Source organism: Carnobacterium sp. CS13 (assembly GCF_016653495.1).
GTDB lineage: Bacteria > Bacillota > Bacilli > Lactobacillales > Carnobacteriaceae > Carnobacterium_A > Carnobacterium_A antarcticum.
The window spans coordinates 762,923-779,444 of record NZ_CP067364.1 but is presented as its reverse complement, the minus strand read 5'-3'; the positions used below and the strand labels follow the sequence as shown (position 1 = coordinate 779,444).

The 16,522-nt window shown below is 37.0% G+C and carries 14 protein-coding genes; 2 read left to right on the top strand and 12 right to left on the bottom strand.

The features are described 5' to 3' along the window. Nucleotides 1–252 precede the first annotated feature (252 nt). The gene (locus JHE06_RS03725) at nt 253–621 is read left to right on the top strand and encodes a DUF3899 domain-containing protein (protein WP_058918076.1); all 369 of its coding nucleotides are present in this window, start codon (nt 253–255) and stop codon (nt 619–621) included. 91 nt (nt 622–712) lie between these two features. Next, the gene (gene trpS, locus JHE06_RS03720) at nt 713–1,717 is read left to right on the top strand and encodes a tryptophan--tRNA ligase (RefSeq protein WP_058918075.1); all 1,005 of its coding nucleotides are present in this window, start codon (nt 713–715) and stop codon (nt 1,715–1,717) included. Between the two features lie 76 nt (nt 1,718–1,793). On the opposite strand, the gene JHE06_RS03715 is transcribed toward trpS, so the two are convergent. The 12 genes from JHE06_RS03715 to JHE06_RS03660 form a co-directional block, all read right to left on the bottom strand. Further along, nucleotides 1,794–2,813, bottom strand: coding sequence for a lipoate--protein ligase (locus tag JHE06_RS03715; RefSeq protein WP_058920172.1), 1,020 nt, complete (start codon nt 2,811–2,813; stop codon nt 1,794–1,796). Between the two features lie 69 nt (nt 2,814–2,882). After that, entirely contained in the window at nt 2,883–3,629 is a 747-nt protein-coding gene (locus JHE06_RS03710; protein WP_058920337.1) for an MBL fold metallo-hydrolase, read from the bottom strand. Nucleotides 3,630–3,750: 121 nt separating this feature from the next. Next, the gene (hemG, locus tag JHE06_RS03705; RefSeq protein WP_058920171.1) at nt 3,751–5,154 is read right to left on the bottom strand and encodes a protoporphyrinogen oxidase; all 1,404 of its coding nucleotides are present in this window, start codon (nt 5,152–5,154) and stop codon (nt 3,751–3,753) included. A 97-nt stretch (nt 5,155–5,251) separates the two neighbouring features. After that, complete coding sequence (locus tag JHE06_RS03700; protein ID WP_058920336.1) at nt 5,252–6,334, bottom strand: M42 family metallopeptidase; 1,083 nt, start codon at nt 6,332–6,334, stop codon at nt 5,252–5,254. A 159-nt stretch (nt 6,335–6,493) separates the two neighbouring features. Beyond that, nucleotides 6,494–8,158: a peptide ABC transporter substrate-binding protein gene (locus JHE06_RS03695; RefSeq protein WP_442861670.1), complete on the bottom strand. Its 1,665-nt coding sequence runs from the start codon at nt 8,156–8,158 to the stop codon at nt 6,494–6,496. Between the two features lie 192 nt (nt 8,159–8,350). Further along, nucleotides 8,351–10,036, bottom strand: a complete 1,686-nt coding sequence (locus JHE06_RS03690) for a peptide ABC transporter substrate-binding protein (RefSeq protein WP_058920170.1) — start codon at nt 10,034–10,036, stop codon at nt 8,351–8,353. A 324-nt stretch (nt 10,037–10,360) separates the two neighbouring features. Next, nucleotides 10,361–10,720 carry a 50S ribosomal protein L20 gene (gene rplT / locus JHE06_RS03685; protein WP_058918074.1) on the bottom strand — a complete coding sequence of 120 codons (360 nt, stop codon included), beginning with the start codon at nt 10,718–10,720 and terminating at the stop codon, nt 10,361–10,363. Between the two features lie 101 nt (nt 10,721–10,821). After that, nucleotides 10,822–11,022: a 50S ribosomal protein L35 gene (gene rpmI, locus JHE06_RS03680; protein WP_201089525.1), complete on the bottom strand. Its 201-nt coding sequence runs from the start codon at nt 11,020–11,022 to the stop codon at nt 10,822–10,824. A 25-nt stretch (nt 11,023–11,047) separates the two neighbouring features. After that, entirely contained in the window at nt 11,048–11,569 is a 522-nt protein-coding gene (gene infC / locus JHE06_RS03675; protein ID WP_058918072.1) for a translation initiation factor IF-3, read from the bottom strand. A gap of 216 nt (nt 11,570–11,785) precedes the next feature. Continuing rightward, nucleotides 11,786–13,723 carry a threonine--tRNA ligase gene (thrS, locus tag JHE06_RS03670; protein WP_201089523.1) on the bottom strand — a complete coding sequence of 646 codons (1,938 nt, stop codon included), beginning with the start codon at nt 13,721–13,723 and terminating at the stop codon, nt 11,786–11,788. Between the two features lie 428 nt (nt 13,724–14,151). Beyond that, nucleotides 14,152–15,078 (bottom strand): primosomal protein DnaI, encoded by a 927-nt coding sequence (gene dnaI / locus JHE06_RS03665; protein WP_201089521.1) that lies wholly within the window; start codon nt 15,076–15,078, stop codon nt 14,152–14,154. A gap of 2 nt (nt 15,079–15,080) precedes the next feature. Continuing rightward, on the bottom strand, nt 15,081–16,517 hold the full coding sequence (locus JHE06_RS03660) for a replication initiation and membrane attachment family protein (protein ID WP_201089519.1): 1,437 nt from the start codon (nt 16,515–16,517) through the stop codon (nt 15,081–15,083). Nucleotides 16,518–16,522: the final 5 nt, after the last annotated feature.

Here is a 16,522-nt window from a genome sequence, read left to right as displayed (position 1 = left end):
AAGCACCTCCAACGATTAATTTTAATTCTATTCAAAAAGAGAATATACTATATAGAATAGCTTGTCAAAAGCATAATTGCAAAAGAATTTTTGTTTCACCCATATTATAATGCCGAAAAATTAAAAACAAATGGCATAAACACAGCTGATGCTACCCGTTTGTTCATCAAATTGTTATTTTATTTTTCCGTTGTATTTATATTTGTTTTCATGTAAATTTAAATAGAGTACGAATCTTCTGGAGGTTAAAAAATGAGATTTAAACTTACTGCTACTAATCTTATTATCATCATTCTTATTTTATGCTTAATTTCTGAATTGATTCTCTATCAAAAAATCAGTTTTTTACAGACAACTAATCTTACTTTTATGATTGCTGGCGCTTTTTTGATCATCGGATTATTTTGGGCTACTCTTCATTCAGGCGTTTTTGACTTCTTTCATTACAGTATGAGAAGAGTTGCTGCTATAGCAAAACGGAAGGAACCTTTGGTGGATGATGAAACTGAACTTATGGCTTTATCAAGAGCTGTTGGAACTGGTTATAAATACCCGTTAAAAGTAGGTTTTGGCTTATTGATCATTTGTCTTATCGCTTTAGCCGGTCATTACTTATTTTAAATAAAGAATAGAGAAGTTAATAGACTCTTTGCCCATTTTTGGTTTTATAACGTATAATGAATGTATTGCAATTTTCAAAAGGAGTGTTTTTATGCAAACCATCTTTTCAGGAATTCAGCCTAGCGGGATTCCTACTATCGGAAATTATATTGGAGCCATGAAGCAATTTGTTGCTTTACAAGAAGACTACAATAGTTATTACTGTATCGTTGACGAACACGCTATTACAATGCCTCAAGATCGGTTAAAATTAAGAGAACAAATCAAAAGTCTCGCTGCTTTATATTTAGCTATTGGATTAGATCCTGAAAAATCGATTATCTTTATTCAATCGGAGGTTTCAGCCCATGCTGAGGCGGCTTGGATCGTTCAATGCAATACATCCCTTGGTGAGTTAGAACGAATGACTCAATTTAAAGACAAATCTTTGAAAAATAAACGTGCAGGAGTGTCTGCTGGATTATTGACTTATCCTCCTTTGATGGTTGCCGATATTATTTTATACCAAACTGACTTAGTTCCTGTCGGAGATGATCAAAAGCAACACTTAGAACTAACACGTGATTTCGTAGAACGTTTCAACAATAAATACAGTTCTGGGCAGCCTATCTTGACTTTACCTGAAGTGAAGATTCCTGAAGAAGGCGGACGTATTATGAGTTTGCAAGAACCAACAAAAAAAATGAGCAAATCTGATAAAAATGCTAAATCATTTATTTCAATGTTAGATGAGCCTTCTATTATTCGTAAAAAATTTAAAAGTGCTGTAACAGATTCAAGCGGAATCATCGAGTATGATCCGATCAATAAACCAGGTATTTCTAATCTCTTGGTTATTTTCTCTGCTTTTTCTGGCCAAAGCATTGACTCATTAGTCACAATGTATACCGGCAAAGGATATGGGGAATTTAAAGATGAATTAGCAACAGCTGTCATCGCTGTCATGGAACCTATTCAACAACGACATGCAGAACTGCTGAAATCCGACGAACTAGACCTCATCTTAGATCAAGGAGCTGAATCAGCTCGAAAAGTTGCGAATAAAACATTGCAAAAAATGAAAAACGCTGTTGGACTTGGAAGAAAATCACGTTAAAATCAAACAAATAATCAGGAACGGGCTCACAAGATAGTGAGTCCGTTCCTGATTATTTGTTATTAGCTGATTCCTCTTAATAAATCAAGTGCACTAGCTCTTCTTTTGTGATATTGCCAAAATAATGCTTAATGTCAATTGTGTCTAAAACTGCTGCAATTTCTTTAGGTTCGTACTTAATCCCCGTTAATTTTTTTTCAACGTCTGAAATTTCTCCTAAACCAAAGAAGTCTCCATAAATACGGACATTTTGAATGTGGCCTTTATCGATATTCATTTGAAACTCAACTGAACCAATTGGGAAACGATGACGACGAATCAATTCAAATTTCGGTGATTTTCCGTAATTCCAGTCCCAATTTCGGTAATATTCGGCGGAAATTTCTTCGATTTTCTCCCAATCTTCTTCTGTTAATTTATATTCTTTAACATCTTCTCGCGAATCAACCTCAAAAATATTTAATAACAACTTATCACGGAATTCTTTCGTTGTAATGTATTGATAATCATCCGACAGATAAGGACGAATATTGGTAACTCGGCTTCTGATCGACTTGATTCCTTTAGATTCTATTTTATCTTTTCTAACTTTCAACGCTCCCACAACTGCTTCCACATCACTGTCAAACATTAGCGTACCATGAGCTGTCATGCGGCCATTCGTTGAATACATCGCGTTTCCAGAGAACTTCTGTCCGTCGATCACTAAATCATTGCGGCCTTCTAAAGCGGCTCCTTCTACTCCCATTTTATGAAGCGATTGAATAACCGGTTCAGTAAATTTACCAAAATCGCGGAACGAATTGCCGTCATCTTTTGTAATAAAACAAAAGGATAAATTTCCAAAATCATGGTAAACTGCTCCTCCTCCTGATAATCGGCGAACAATATGGATATTATTTTTTTCAACATAATCCGTGTTGATCTCTTCAATCGTATTTTGATTTCGTCCAATGATAATAGACGGCTCATTTATATAAAAAAGCAAGATGGGTTCATCCAAAGTTAAGTGTTTCAATAAAAAAGTTTCGATGGCTAAGTTGATACGTGGATCCGAAATTTCTTGTCCATTGCGTTCGTTTGCGACAAAATACATGTTGTTATTCCTCTTTTCATTATGATCATTAAAATTAACTATACCTTATTGGTTAGCTAAATGGTTTTTTTATATCTGAATAACCAAATCTTTTTCAGCTAAAATAACAGGTAAATCAGGTGCTTCATTGACCGCTTGTGCTTTTAATAACTCTAAATCGCCTTCTTGCGGCAAGTGAGTTAAAATCAATTTTTTGACATTTGCTTCTTTTGCAATTCGGGCAACTTCAATCGAGGTCATGTGAACACGATGGTTTTCCATCCCCTCAAAAAAATTCGTATCAGCTAAAAGAACATCTGCATCTTGACTGAATGGAATAAATTCTGGCAAGTAACCAGAATCGGCCGTAAATACGAATACTTTCCCTGTACTTTCTTCAGTGATTCTCAAGGCGAAGCAAGGAACAGGATGCAAAGTCTTCATAAATTGTATCCCAAAAGGTCCGACGGTCAATGGTTCTTCTTCTTGATATCCGATACCTTCAGTGACTCTCTCCATCGTTAGCCGCTGAAAGTTTTCTTGATCCTCTTGGTGCCCATATATCGGCAGAATAGGCGCTCTGCGTTCGTCATGGTCCATTCTTTTGAGCTGTCTTGTGTATTGCAGCACACCTACATCAGCAATGTGGTCCTGATGGTAATGAGTTAAAAGAACGGCATCTAAGTTTAAAGGGTCAAGATGATTTTCAAGTGAAATCAATGATGCACTACCTGCATCAATCAATAAGTGAAACCCTTGAGATTCTAAAAGATAAGAACTCGTTCCTTCGTTTTTCGTTGGGTAGCCACCCCAATACCCTAATACTGTCAATTGCATCATTGAACTCTCCTCTTTGTTTTAGTCTTCTATTATTACCATACACCACTAATCGAAAATTGAAAATAAAAAAGCCCTTTTTCGTTTCCAAAAGGGACTCTTTTATTTAACTTCATTTCACTTAGATACAATTTTGTTTTTTCGTGTATTCCACTATTTGTTTCCCGATACGATTTCCTTGTTTAATGCACTGGTTGATGCCAAACCCTTCTAGCCCATTTCCTGCAATATAAATACCGGGAAATTCTGTTCGAAACACTTTAGAAATTTTCTGCATTTCGTCTTCTTGAGAAGCCGTATACTGAGGGATAGCGTTTGGCCAACGTTTTACAATTCGATAGTTAGGCTCTTCAGTAATACCTAATATAATCTTAAGATCTTCTCGAATAAAATCTTCAATCTCCCTATTGCTCAACGAAACTAAGGTATCTTCGCCATTTCTACCAAAGTTGACACCAATCAAAGTTTCGTCTGCCTTTTTTAAAAAAGGCCATTTTTTATCTAAGAAAACAATTGATGTAACAAAAGAATCGTTTCTTCTAGGTGTGACGATTCCGAAGCCTTTTGGTTCGTTTTTGATAGCTTTTTTTGGAAAACTAAAAAGAATGTACCCAATTGAAGCTGTTTGAATTTGACTAAATAACTCATTAACCTCTTGGTGATCAATCAACTTTGCGTATTCAGTGGCCGGTGTGGCGATACAAATAGCTCCAACGCGTACTTGTTCTTTTCCATTGATATCAAGTATATAGGTTCCTTCTTCATTCTTTTTGATTTCTAATACTTTTTTGCTATATTGAATATGACCTTTCAACTCTTCTTCAAGCGCTTCAGTTAAAACGGATAAACCTTTTTCAAACGTTACATAATTACCAGAACCGTCTAATAATTCTGGATGATGTGCTAATCCTTTTGACAAGCTTCCGTATTTTAATTCCAAATCATAGGCTAGTTCTTTTGAAGCTTTGATGCCCATTCGGTCTACATCACTAGCGTAAATTTTAGAAAAGAAAGGTTCAACAATGTGTTCAACCATTTCATCTCCAAAACGTCTTTTCAGGTAAGTGCTTGTTTCAATATCTTTTTTTAATTTCTTCACTGGGAAAAAAGTCGATTTGTAACTCGCCAACTTTCCATGCAAAGTCAGCAGCTTATCTTTCCATATATCGTTTTGCTTAATAGGGATCCCTTTATATGTAGGATAATTCAGTTGGTGTAGCTTATTATAAAAGAAAATATCGGGTTTATTACCTTCGCTATAAATTAACTGATCTTCTAGTCCTAGTTCTTCAATCAACTTTAAAGCTTCAGGATAACGAGTATCAATCGATTCGGCACCTAAATCAATATAATAATCGTCTACTTTCATAGTATAAATTTTTCCACCTATTTTTAACGATCCTTCTAACAGGATCAATTCAAAGGGTAAATTTTCTTTTTCGAGTTTTTGTTTAACTCGGTAAGCTACAGTCAACCCTGTTATCCCACCACCAATAACAACGATTCTTTTTTTAGCTCTCTCCATGCCTGTTTCTACCCCCTTTATAAAAATAGCCACGATTGGTTTACTGGGACCTCGTACATTATAAGCTTTCCCCCAGGCTGTGTATCAGCAAAATACTTTACCCAAATTTAATTTTTTTAACTGTTTCATTGTCTAATCGTTTAACGACTTCTGTAACCAGTTTGACTGTGTTTAAGTAATCATCTTCGTGGATAACCGAAGTATGTGAGTGTAAATACCGAGTCGCTACTGTGATAGCCAAAGCCGGAACTCCATTCCTTGTTACGTGTTGACTGCCTGCATCCGTTCCGCCACCGGCAATTACCGTATATTGAAAAGGAATAGCTAACTCTTCAGCTACATTGACAACAAAGTCTCGCAAGCCTTTATGGGCAACCATTGATGCATCATAAATAATGATCTGAGGACCTTGTCCTAGTTTTGAATCTGCTTCTTTAGGAGTCATTCCAGGTGTATCTCCAGCTGTTCCCGTATCAAGTGCAAAAGCAATATCAGGATCAACCAAATGAGTAGCTGTTTTTGCGCCGCGTAAACCGACTTCTTCTTGTACATTTCCTACAGCAAATGCTTTATTGGGGTGTCCTTCTTTTTGCAGATTTTCTAATACTTTTAAGGTTACAGCAGTACCAATCCGATTATCCCAAGCTTTTGCCAAGAGAAATTTCGAGTGATTCAAACGTTTAAATTCAATATATGGGGTTATCATATCGCCCGGTTTTACGCCCCAAGAATTCGCTTCTTCTTTGCTAGAAGCACCGATATCAATAAACATATCTTTGATATCATAGGCTTTATTACGCACTTCAGCCGTCAATACATGCGGCGGCTTGCAGCCGATCACTCCATGTAAAACAGCATTTTTTGAAGTTGTGATCTCGACTTGTTGAGCTAGCATAACTTGTGCCCACCACCCGCCAAGCGGTTGAAACTTGATAAACCCTTCTTCTGTAATCGTTGTGACCATAAACCCAACTTCATCTAAATGCCCAGCAAACAATATCTTAGGCCCTGATTTATCACCGACATGTTTAGCTATCACACTTCCTAAACCATCAAAAACGATAGAATCAGCTGATTTTCCAGCATATTCAACGAAAATATCGCGTACTTGCTTTTCATTCCCAGGTACGCCTTTTGCATCAGTCAATCTTTTTAGCATTCTTAATTCTTTTTCTTCCATCATGTAAACCCTCCAATATACTATTATCTCCTATACTATAACATTCTATTGCAAAAAAAGGGCGACACTTTTTAGCCTTTTGCACAAAATAAGCAAGAAGGAAAATAGCTTTCCTTCTTGCTTTCTTGAATACAGTTGGTCTGCATAAAATTGTTATATTTAGTGATTTTCAACAGAAGCCCATTTGTAAGAGTATTCAGGTCCTACTAAGTGTGTACCAATATTTTTAACATAAGGTTTTTCTAAAATTGCGTTATAGCGTTGGTAAATTGGTCCGATAGCTGCTTGATCAAGTAAGATTTTTTCAGCTTCGATCATATCTGCCCATCTTTGTTCTGGATCATTGATATGTGTGGAACCGATGCTCTCAATTAACGCGTCATACTCTGGAATAGCAATACTTGCTTTGTTATTTGAGTTCGTACTTTCAAACAATTCTAAAAAGTTGATTGGATCTGCATAGTCTGCTCCCCAGCCAGCCATTTGAATGTCATAGTCTTGACGTTGATTTACATCAATACGGACGTTAAACGGCACTGAACGAATACTGATCTCCAAACCTGGAAGGTTTTGCATCAGTTGTCCTTGCATATATTCAGAAGATTTTTTCGCATTTTCAGAATCATCTGAAAGCAATTCTAATTTCAATGAATCTTCGCCCAGTTCAGCCAAACCTTTTTTCATGTACTCTTGTGCTGCTTTAATATCATAACTTAACAAATCGCCGTTTTCTTCACGGAAATCTTGATCTGTTTCAGGGTTCTTAGCTAGACCAGCTGGTACTAACCCATTTGCTGGCAATGAACCATTTTGCAATACCGTTTTAGCATAGGCTTCTTTATCAAATGCCATTGAAATAGCTTTACGGATATTTTCATTTGCTAATGGTGTTGGTTTGCCATCACGTTCTTGGTTGTATTTAAAATAAAAGACAGATGATGTTGGTTCTGATTTCAAATCAGGATCGCCTTCTTTGGTTTGAACATACTCACCTGACAACTTGATCGTATCAACACTGCCTGCATCGTATAAATTGATTGCAGTTGATGTTTCTTTAACCACATCTACATTGATTTGCTCTAATTCAACTGTGCTAGCGTCCCAATAAGTATCATTTTTCTTGTAAGACCAGCTTAAACCAGTACCATCCCAATCCGTTAAAACAAATGGTCCGTTATACAAGAGGTTGTCGCTATTTGAAGCATATTGGCTTCCTTTTTCAGTCACATATGCTTCGTTTTGAGGCAAGAACATTGATAATGACAACAAATCTTTAAAGTACGGTACTTCTGCAGCCAACTGAACTTCTAACGTTTTTTCATCAATGGCTTGAACGCCTAACTCTTCAGGAGCCATATCCCCTGCACTAATTTCTTCCGCATTTTCGATTACTCCAGACATCATATAAGAGTATTGTGAAGCAGATTCTGGATCTACGAGACGACGCCATGCAAAAACAAAATCGTTAGCAGTAACAGGCTCTCCATTTGACCAATTTGCGTCTTCTTTGATTTTGAATGTATACGTTAAACCATCTTCGCTGATTGTTGGGTCTTCAGACGCCATTGCGAGCTCTGGCTCGTTCTTTAGATTCAAACGATACAATCCTTCTAGCACATTGTTCATGACTGTAGAGCCCACTGTATCTGTATTTAAAACAGAATCCATTGTTGGGATTTCAGCCGTTTCAATCAAATTCAATTCTTGTGTCGTATTAGAATCTTTTCCAGTTTTTGAACCCGCATCATTTGAACCACATGCAGCAAGTACTAGAGTAGACATTAACGTGATTCCTACGAAACTCTTTATTTTTAAATTCTTCAATCTTGTTCCTCCTCGTAATAAATCGACTTTCATTTAGAATTGCATATAACTAACATAGTCGATTCTATCATTATGGAAAAACAGTCGCAATCCGCCATCACCCTACTCTAATGGAGCTTTTAAGTCATTCACATAATTAGGCAAAAAAAAGAAGCGAAAACATACTTCGCTTCTTTCTTGATGGAGCATAGATTATTCTTTACCGTCTACATAAGCCCATTTGTATGAGTACTCCGCTCCAACTAAATGAGCAGCAATATCTTTAACATATGGTTTTTCTAAAACTGCGTTGTAACGTTGGTAAATTGGTGCGATTCCTGCTGTATCCATTAGGGTTTTTTCAGCATCTAACATACCAGTCCAGCGTTTTTCTAAGTCATCTACTTCACTTAATGAGCTCTTAATCAAAGCATCATAGTCATCATTAGCATAGCTTGATTTGTTGTTTCCATTGTCTGAAGCAAATAATTCTAAGAAGTTGATTGGATCTGCGTAGTCAGCTCCCCAACCAGACATTTCAATGTCGTAATCTTGATTTGTATCAGCTTCTAGACGTACTTTAAACGGTACATTCCGTAACTTGATGTCTAGATCAGGCAAGTTTTGAGTCAATTGACCCTGCATAAATTCTAGTGATTTTTTAGCATTTTCGCCGTCATCTCCAAGAATCTCAAGCGTTAGACTGTCTTTTCCTAATTCTTTCAAACCAGCTGCAAAGTATTTTTGAGCTTCTTCAACATTAAAAGTCAACAAGTCGCCATTTTGGTCACGGAAATCTTCACCAGTAGCTGGATCAACGGCTAAACCCTGTGGTACTAAACCATCAGCTGGCAATGAACCATTTTGTAATACTGTCTTAGCATAAGCTTCTTTATCAAAAGCCATAGCAATCCCTTTACGAATATTTTCATTGGCTAGATCCGTTGTTTCGCCATTTCGTTCTTGGTTGAATTTAAAGTAGAATACAGAAGAAGTTGGTTCTGATTTCAAATCAGCATCATCTTGTTTGGTTTGTACATATTCACCAGTTAATCTCATACGGTCAATACTGCCTGTTTCATACAAGTTTAATGCTGTCGAAGTTTCTTTCACTACGTCAAAATTGATGGTATCTAACTTAACGGTATCTGCATCCCAATAGTCTTCATTCTTTTGGTATACCCAGCTTAAGCCGGTTCCGTCCCATTCGGTTAATGTGAATGGACCGTTATAAATCAAATTGTCGCTGTTCGAAGCAAATTTATCGCCTAACTCTTCTACATAATCTTGATTTTGCGGGTAATACATCGGCAATGTCAATAAATCTTTAAAGTAAGGAACGGCACGAACCAATTTGATTTCTAGCGTCTTATCATCAATAGCTGTAACACCCAATTCGCTTGGTTCCATTTCACCATTGATGATTTCTGTTGCGTTTTCAACGATGTCTTGAATCATGTAGTTATAAGAAGCTGCCTCATCTGGATCTGCCAAACGCTGCCATGCGTACACAAAGTCATTTGCAGTAACAGGGTCTCCATTAGACCAGTTAGCATCTTCTCTGATTTTGAAAGTATACGTTAACTTATCCTCACTCGTTTCTGGTTCAGCTTCAGCCATACCTAAAACAAGCTTGCCATCTAGTCCTTGACGGTAAAGTCCTTCAAAAACATTGTTCATTACGTTTCCGCCGACAACATCTGTATTTAGAACCGAGTCCATTGTAGGGATTTCGCCGCTTTCTATCAGATTCAATACTTGCTCCTTGTCTAATCCTGCATCCGATGCAGTTGAAGACGCTGAATCGCCACCTGAGTTACCGCTTCCACCACAAGCCGCTAATACCAAAGCTGAAGTAGCTGTGATTCCTAGCAAACTTAAAAATTTATTTTTTTGCATATTGTATTCCCCCTGTTTGTTTATTGCTATATTAATTTTTGTTATGAAATTAACGTTAGCTTACTCAAACTATATTATCATCTTATTATCATATAATCAATCACAAAATTAAAATTTGTTAAGCAAATCATTATTTTATGGCTTTTTCTCACTAATAATCGTACCAAAGTTCATTAAGTATACTGGAAACCAAAATAGGCAGTGTTTTTGGTTCTTCTAATTTAAAATAAAAAAACTCTCAAAAACAGATGATAACATCCATTTTCGAGAGTTTTTTCATTACGCCTTTTATAAGTAAGGGTAAAAAAATCAGCTTTTAGAGCATTATTTTCCTAAAGCAGTTTTAGCTTGTTCGGTTAATGCTGTGAATGCTGCTGCGTCTGTAACAGCGATATCAGCTAACATTTTACGGTTGATATCAATTTCAGCTAATTTAAGACCGTGCATAAATGTGCTGTAGCTCATGTTGTTCATACGAGCAGCTGCATTGATACGTGCAATCCATAATTTACGGAAATCGCGTTTCTTTTGACGACGATCTCTATAAGCGTATTGATATGATTTCATAACAGCTTGTTTAGATACTTTGAATAAAGTATGTTTAGAACCATAATACCCTTTTGCTAATTTTAATATTTTTTTGTGACGTTTACGAGTAACCGTTCCACCTTTTACACGTGGCATATTAATTTCCTCCTCTAAGATGTTTTCTTTCTAAGAAAACTCTTTTCAATGATGTTTTAAGGCTATGTTAAGTTAGCGAATGAATTAAACTCTATTAGGAATTATTTCCATTGAGATAACATTTGGCGAATACGTTTGTAGTCTCCATCTGATACCATTGCAGATTTACGTAATTTACGTTTTTGCTTTTGAGATTTGTTAGCGAACATATGGCTTGTTTTAGCATGGTGACGTTTTAATCCGCCGCCGCCTGTTCTTTTAAAACGTTTAGCTGAACCACGGTGTGTTTTTTGTTTTGGCATTTAATTTTTCCTCCTCAAAGTCTTCTTACTTTTCAGTTTTTGGCGCTAAAATCAAGAACATACTACGTCCATCCATTTTAGCAGCTGATTCGATACTAGCGATATCAGCAGTTTCTAATGCTAACCGATCTAAAACTTTCTTACCAATCTCTTTATGAGTAATGGCACGACCTTTAAATCGAATTGATGCTTTAACTTTATCGCCTTTTTCAAGGAACTTACGAGCATTACGTAATTTCGTGTTAAAGTCATTTAAGTCAATTGTAGGACTTAGACGGACTTCTTTCAGTCCGACGACTTTTTGGTTTTTACGAGCTTCACGTTCTTTTTTCTGTTGCTCAAAACGGAATTTGCCGTAATCCATGATTCGTGCTACGGGTGGTTTTGCTGTGGGCGCTACTAAAACTAAGTCTAAGTTTGCTGCTTCTGCAATTGACAAGGCTTCACTTTTGGTTTTAAGACCAAGTTGTTCGCCTTCGCTACCTATAACGCGCAATTCACGTGCACGAATGCCGTCATTTACCATCATATCTTTTGCTATGGTCATACACCTCCATTAGATTTGAGAGAAAGAACAGCAGAAAAAAATAGACGAGTTCACTATGAACCCGCCTATAAATAATTTCCAACTTACGCCGTGCGTAAGTCATCATCGTTTATATCTAGCCCAGAGACTTTTAGTCAACTAAGGCGAGAAGCGAGGGCTCCTGCTTTGTTTTCTCAACTTATACATCATACCATGATTATCTATCTTTGTAAACTGTTAACGGCTAAAATTTTCAATTTCTTTTTTTACGGCTTCTAAAAATTCAAAAACTGGCATTATTTCTGTTTCTTTTTCGCCATACTTCCGGACAGCGACACTTGATTCAGCTACTTCATTATCTCCCAATACCAATTGATACGGTATCTTTTGTGTTTGTGACGCTCTAATTTTATATCCCATTTTTTCATTACGGTCATCTACTTCCACGCGCATACCGATTGCTGCCATTTTTTCTTTCAGTTCATAAGCATAATCTGCATGCATCTCAAGGTTTACCGGAATAATCGTAGCTTGCACTGGCGCTAACCACGTTGGGAATGCCCCTTTGTACTCTTCAATCAAGTAGGCAACGAAACGTTCCATTGTAGAAACGATTCCGCGATGAATAACGACTGGGCGATGAGTATTTTCACCATCTTCTCCAACATAAGTTAGATCAAAACGCTCTGGCAACAGGAAGTCCAATTGAACGGTAGAGAGAGTTTCTTCAATTCCAATGGCTGTCTTCACTAAAACATCTAGTTTTGGACCATAAAAAGCTGCTTCTCCTTCGGCTTCAAAGTATTCCAGTCCCATCTCATCCATCGCTGCTTTAAGCATCGTTTGAGCTTTTTCCCACATTGCGTCATCATCAAAATATTTATCTGTGTTTTTAGGATCCCGATAACTCAAACGGAAACGATAATCTGTGATATTAAAGTCTGCATAAACAGCTAACAACAATTCCATTGTGCGTTTGAATTCTTCTAAGATTTGATCTGGACGAACAAACGTATGTCCATCATTTAAAGTCATTTCACGAACGCGTTGCAATCCTGAAAGAGCTCCACTTTTTTCATACCGATGCATTTGACCTAATTCAGCAATTCGAATTGGCAATTCACGGTAACTATGCAGGTCATTTTTATAAACCATCATATGGTGTGGACAATTCATTGGGCGCAAGACGAGCATTTCGCCATCTCCCATATCCATTGGCGGGAACATGTCTTCATGATAGTGATCCCAGTGTCCAGATGTTTTATAAAATTCAACATCTGCCATGATCGGAGTATAAACGTGTTGGTACCCTAAACTCAATTCACGGTCAACGATATACCGTTCTATTGTCCGGCGAATGGTTGCCCCTTTTGGTAACCAGAATGGTAACCCTTGCCCAACTTCAGGACTGATCATAAATAAGTCTAATTCTTTTCCTAATTTACGATGATCGCGCAGTTTAGCTTCTTCACGCATTTTGATAAACTCTTTCAAGTCTTTTTTATCAAAGAAAGCTGTCCCATAGATCCGTTGCATCATTTTATTGTCTGAATTTCCTCGCCAATAAGCTCCAGCAAGCGAAAGCAATTTAAAGACTTGGATCCGTCCAGTTGACGGAACATGGACGCCGCGGCATAAATCCACAAAATCTCCTTGATCGTAAACTGTGATCGTTTCATCTTCTGGCAGTTCAGTGATCAATTCGACTTTATAAGGATCTTCCTTAAATAACTCAAGAGCTTCCGCACGTGTAACTTCTTTGCGGACAATAGGATTATTTTCTTTCACGATTTCCATCATTTTAGCTTCGATAAGTGGTAAATCTTCTTCCGTAATCGGCGTTTCTGTATCTGTATCATAATAAAAGCCGCTTTCAATAGCAGGACCTACACCAAATTTGATTTCAGGATATAAACGACGTAACGCATTTGCCATTAAATGAGCACTTGAATGGCGTAAAATCTGTAACGCATCTTCATGATCCGGTGTGATGATTTCAAGTGAACCATCTGCTTCTAACGGTCGAGTGTAGTCTACCAATTCTCCATTGAACTTCCCTGCTAATGCTTTTTTAGCTAAGCTTTTGCTGATGCTTTCAGCAATATCTTTTGTTGTCGAACCTGCTGCAAATTGTTTTACAGCGCCATCCGGCAAAGTAATATTGATTTCTGACATGTTTCATTCCTCCAATGATTCAAATTTTTTTCTATCAAAAAAGCCTTTCAAGCTGTGACCAAATAAAAAAGCCCCTTCTATGCTAGTTACCTAACATAAAAGGGACGTAAAATTCGTGGTTCCACCCAGATTTAGAATCCCCCATTCACAATCAACAGGAATTCTCTCTAAGCTGGTAACGTTGGCTAAACGACCGGCTGCTAATACTTAACGGTTCACAGCGGCACTCGAAAGGGGTCAACATAAGATCAATTTTAGGAAACTTGCAGCAGTTGTTTCCCTCTCTTAAAAAATTGCTTTCTTATCTCGGTGTCTTTCTCAAAGATTTTATCTATTGATGTAATTAAACCATTCTTTCAGGATAAATTCAAGTAAAGTTTCATTAAATGATCATGCCGCTCTTCATTTCATCGTTTATTGGTATGGAGTTAAGATAATCTGCGGTTTTCACCGATCATTTTGATTTCTTTAGATAAATATCGAACACGTTCCATGATCCGTTGAGCTTTTAATGGTTCATCTTCTCCCCGTTGCGTCATTCGCAAATGTTCTTCACCCAATTGTTTCATATCAAAATTGGAAGAAAAAAACGTTGGCAATTGTTCTTGCATACGGTACTGCAAAATGACACCTAAGACATCGTCTCTAATCCAACTAGACATTGAATCAGCACCTATATCATCCAACATTAAAATAGGAGCTTTTTTTACAGCTTCTAATTTTTCTCCGGTCGTATTCTGGCCAATGGCTTGTTTCATTTCTACTGCGAAAGAAGGAAAATGCATCAGTGTAGAAGGGTATCCTTTTTCAGCCAGCTCATGAGCAATAGCCCCCAACAAAAATGATTTGCCAACACCAAATGCTCCTTGTAAATACAATCCTTGATGAAAAGCTTTCGGATCGTCTAAATAGTCTGCAATAAAATCATATGCAGCGGTGATGGCGACAGCTCGTTCATCGGTTAGATGAAACCGTTCAAATGTCGCTGTTCTGACGTCTTTAGGCATATCCATGGAATGAATCCGACTTTTAATAGCCTGTTCTTTTTGTTTTGCGATCAATTCAGCTGTGGGGACATAAGTGACGTCAATAAAATAATAATTCATCACTAGTTGAGGGTGATATCCAGGAGCCATCATCCCGGTTTTTTCTTGGTACTTTTTCTTTTCATTTACAAATTCATAAAGCTTGGCATAACTTTTCGCAATAGCTTCGTTGCTCAATTTTTCTCGGTTCTCTTCGATGAACTGTTGCACATCAGGATCGTCTAGTACATCTTGGATCAGTTTTTCATATTGATCAGATAAACTTCGTTCTTTCAGCATTTTTGTTAGACTCTTGCCAATATCTTCCATTTTTAGTCACCTTCTTTCCCAAAGTTTTGGATTTTTTTCAGCCGTTCCATAAAGGCTTGTTTTTCAGCTTCGCTCATCGGCTGTTCAGCTTTTGCTGTATTTCCTTCTTTTGCCCATTCCGGCAGGGTTTCTGTTCTCGTTTTTACAGGTTTCCCATAATTAGTCTGTCTTTGGTTCCCATATTGTTTTTTGACTGTTTGTTGTTTTTCAGCATTTTCTGAATACATTTTTTTAACTTTTTGAAGAGCCATCTCGGGAGAAAACACTTTATTTTGGGCCCAGTCATTTGAAATTTTATAAGCTAAAGCTTTTTCAAAAATAGGATTGTCTCTAGCTACGAGAATATAATGAATTAAAATATTGACAACAGAAGAAGGCAAATTAGCTTTTCGAAGGATCTCTTCTAATGTCCATTCTTCATTTTTAGTCACATAACCGCCTTTTTGATCTTTGATCGAAGTCATAAAATCATAAGGACTAATTTGTTCGCTCACTTCGATGATTTTAATCTCATCTTCTGATAAACCTTGTTGTTTCAAATCATCTTCACGAACTTTTTGTTGTTTTTGATCAACTTGGATATCTTTTTCAACCACATCTTGCAACTGAACATTCTTTTGATTGTTTTTGTGATAATCATGGTAGACGACATTTTTTAATTTTCGTTCGTCAATATTCCCTGTTTCCATATCGCTAGCTTCTAAGATATACCGCTGCATGGCCAATTCATTAATACCATACATCGTATGCAAAACTAAAATCGTTTTTTCCAAATCTTTTGTAATTGCCGAACGATTGATATAGTGGCTGTTTAGCCCTGTATAAAAAAACTTAAAGTCAAATGTTTGAGCATCAATCGTCGGCCCCTCAGGCTGGGTTGCCCCTACTAATTCAACTGGTTCTTTCAATAACGCTTTTTCTTGTTTAAATAATTCTGCATCAAAACGATAGACATCTAAAAACGACTTTGTAACATCTTGAAATTTTTCTTTATTAAGAGGGGCCACTACAAAACGGCTTCTTAGGTTTCTAAATTTTCGTTCTCCGATCGTTTCAAAGAGAAGCAAACTTAGCAAGTCATCGTTAAAAAACACCGCACTAGATTGAGGTGCCAGTAGTTCATAAACATACAGCTTCTCTGGATCCGTTTGAAGATAACTTTTTAATAATCCGATAGCTTCTAATTTAATTCTTGCTTGATAGAGTTCGGGGATGCCTACATTCAGCAATGTCAACAATTCTGAATGTAAAATCCCTTCGCTCCAATAAGATTCTTCCCCAATTTCTGTCCATAACGTCATATACAAACTATAAGCTGTTGCCCCAATGAGAGGCTGATATAAAAAAGTCAGGATTTTTTGATCCATATCCGAAAGCAAGGCATTTTGTCGGACCATGAATCCGTCTTTTGGACTCATGTTTTTCCAAGGATAACTCAAATGCC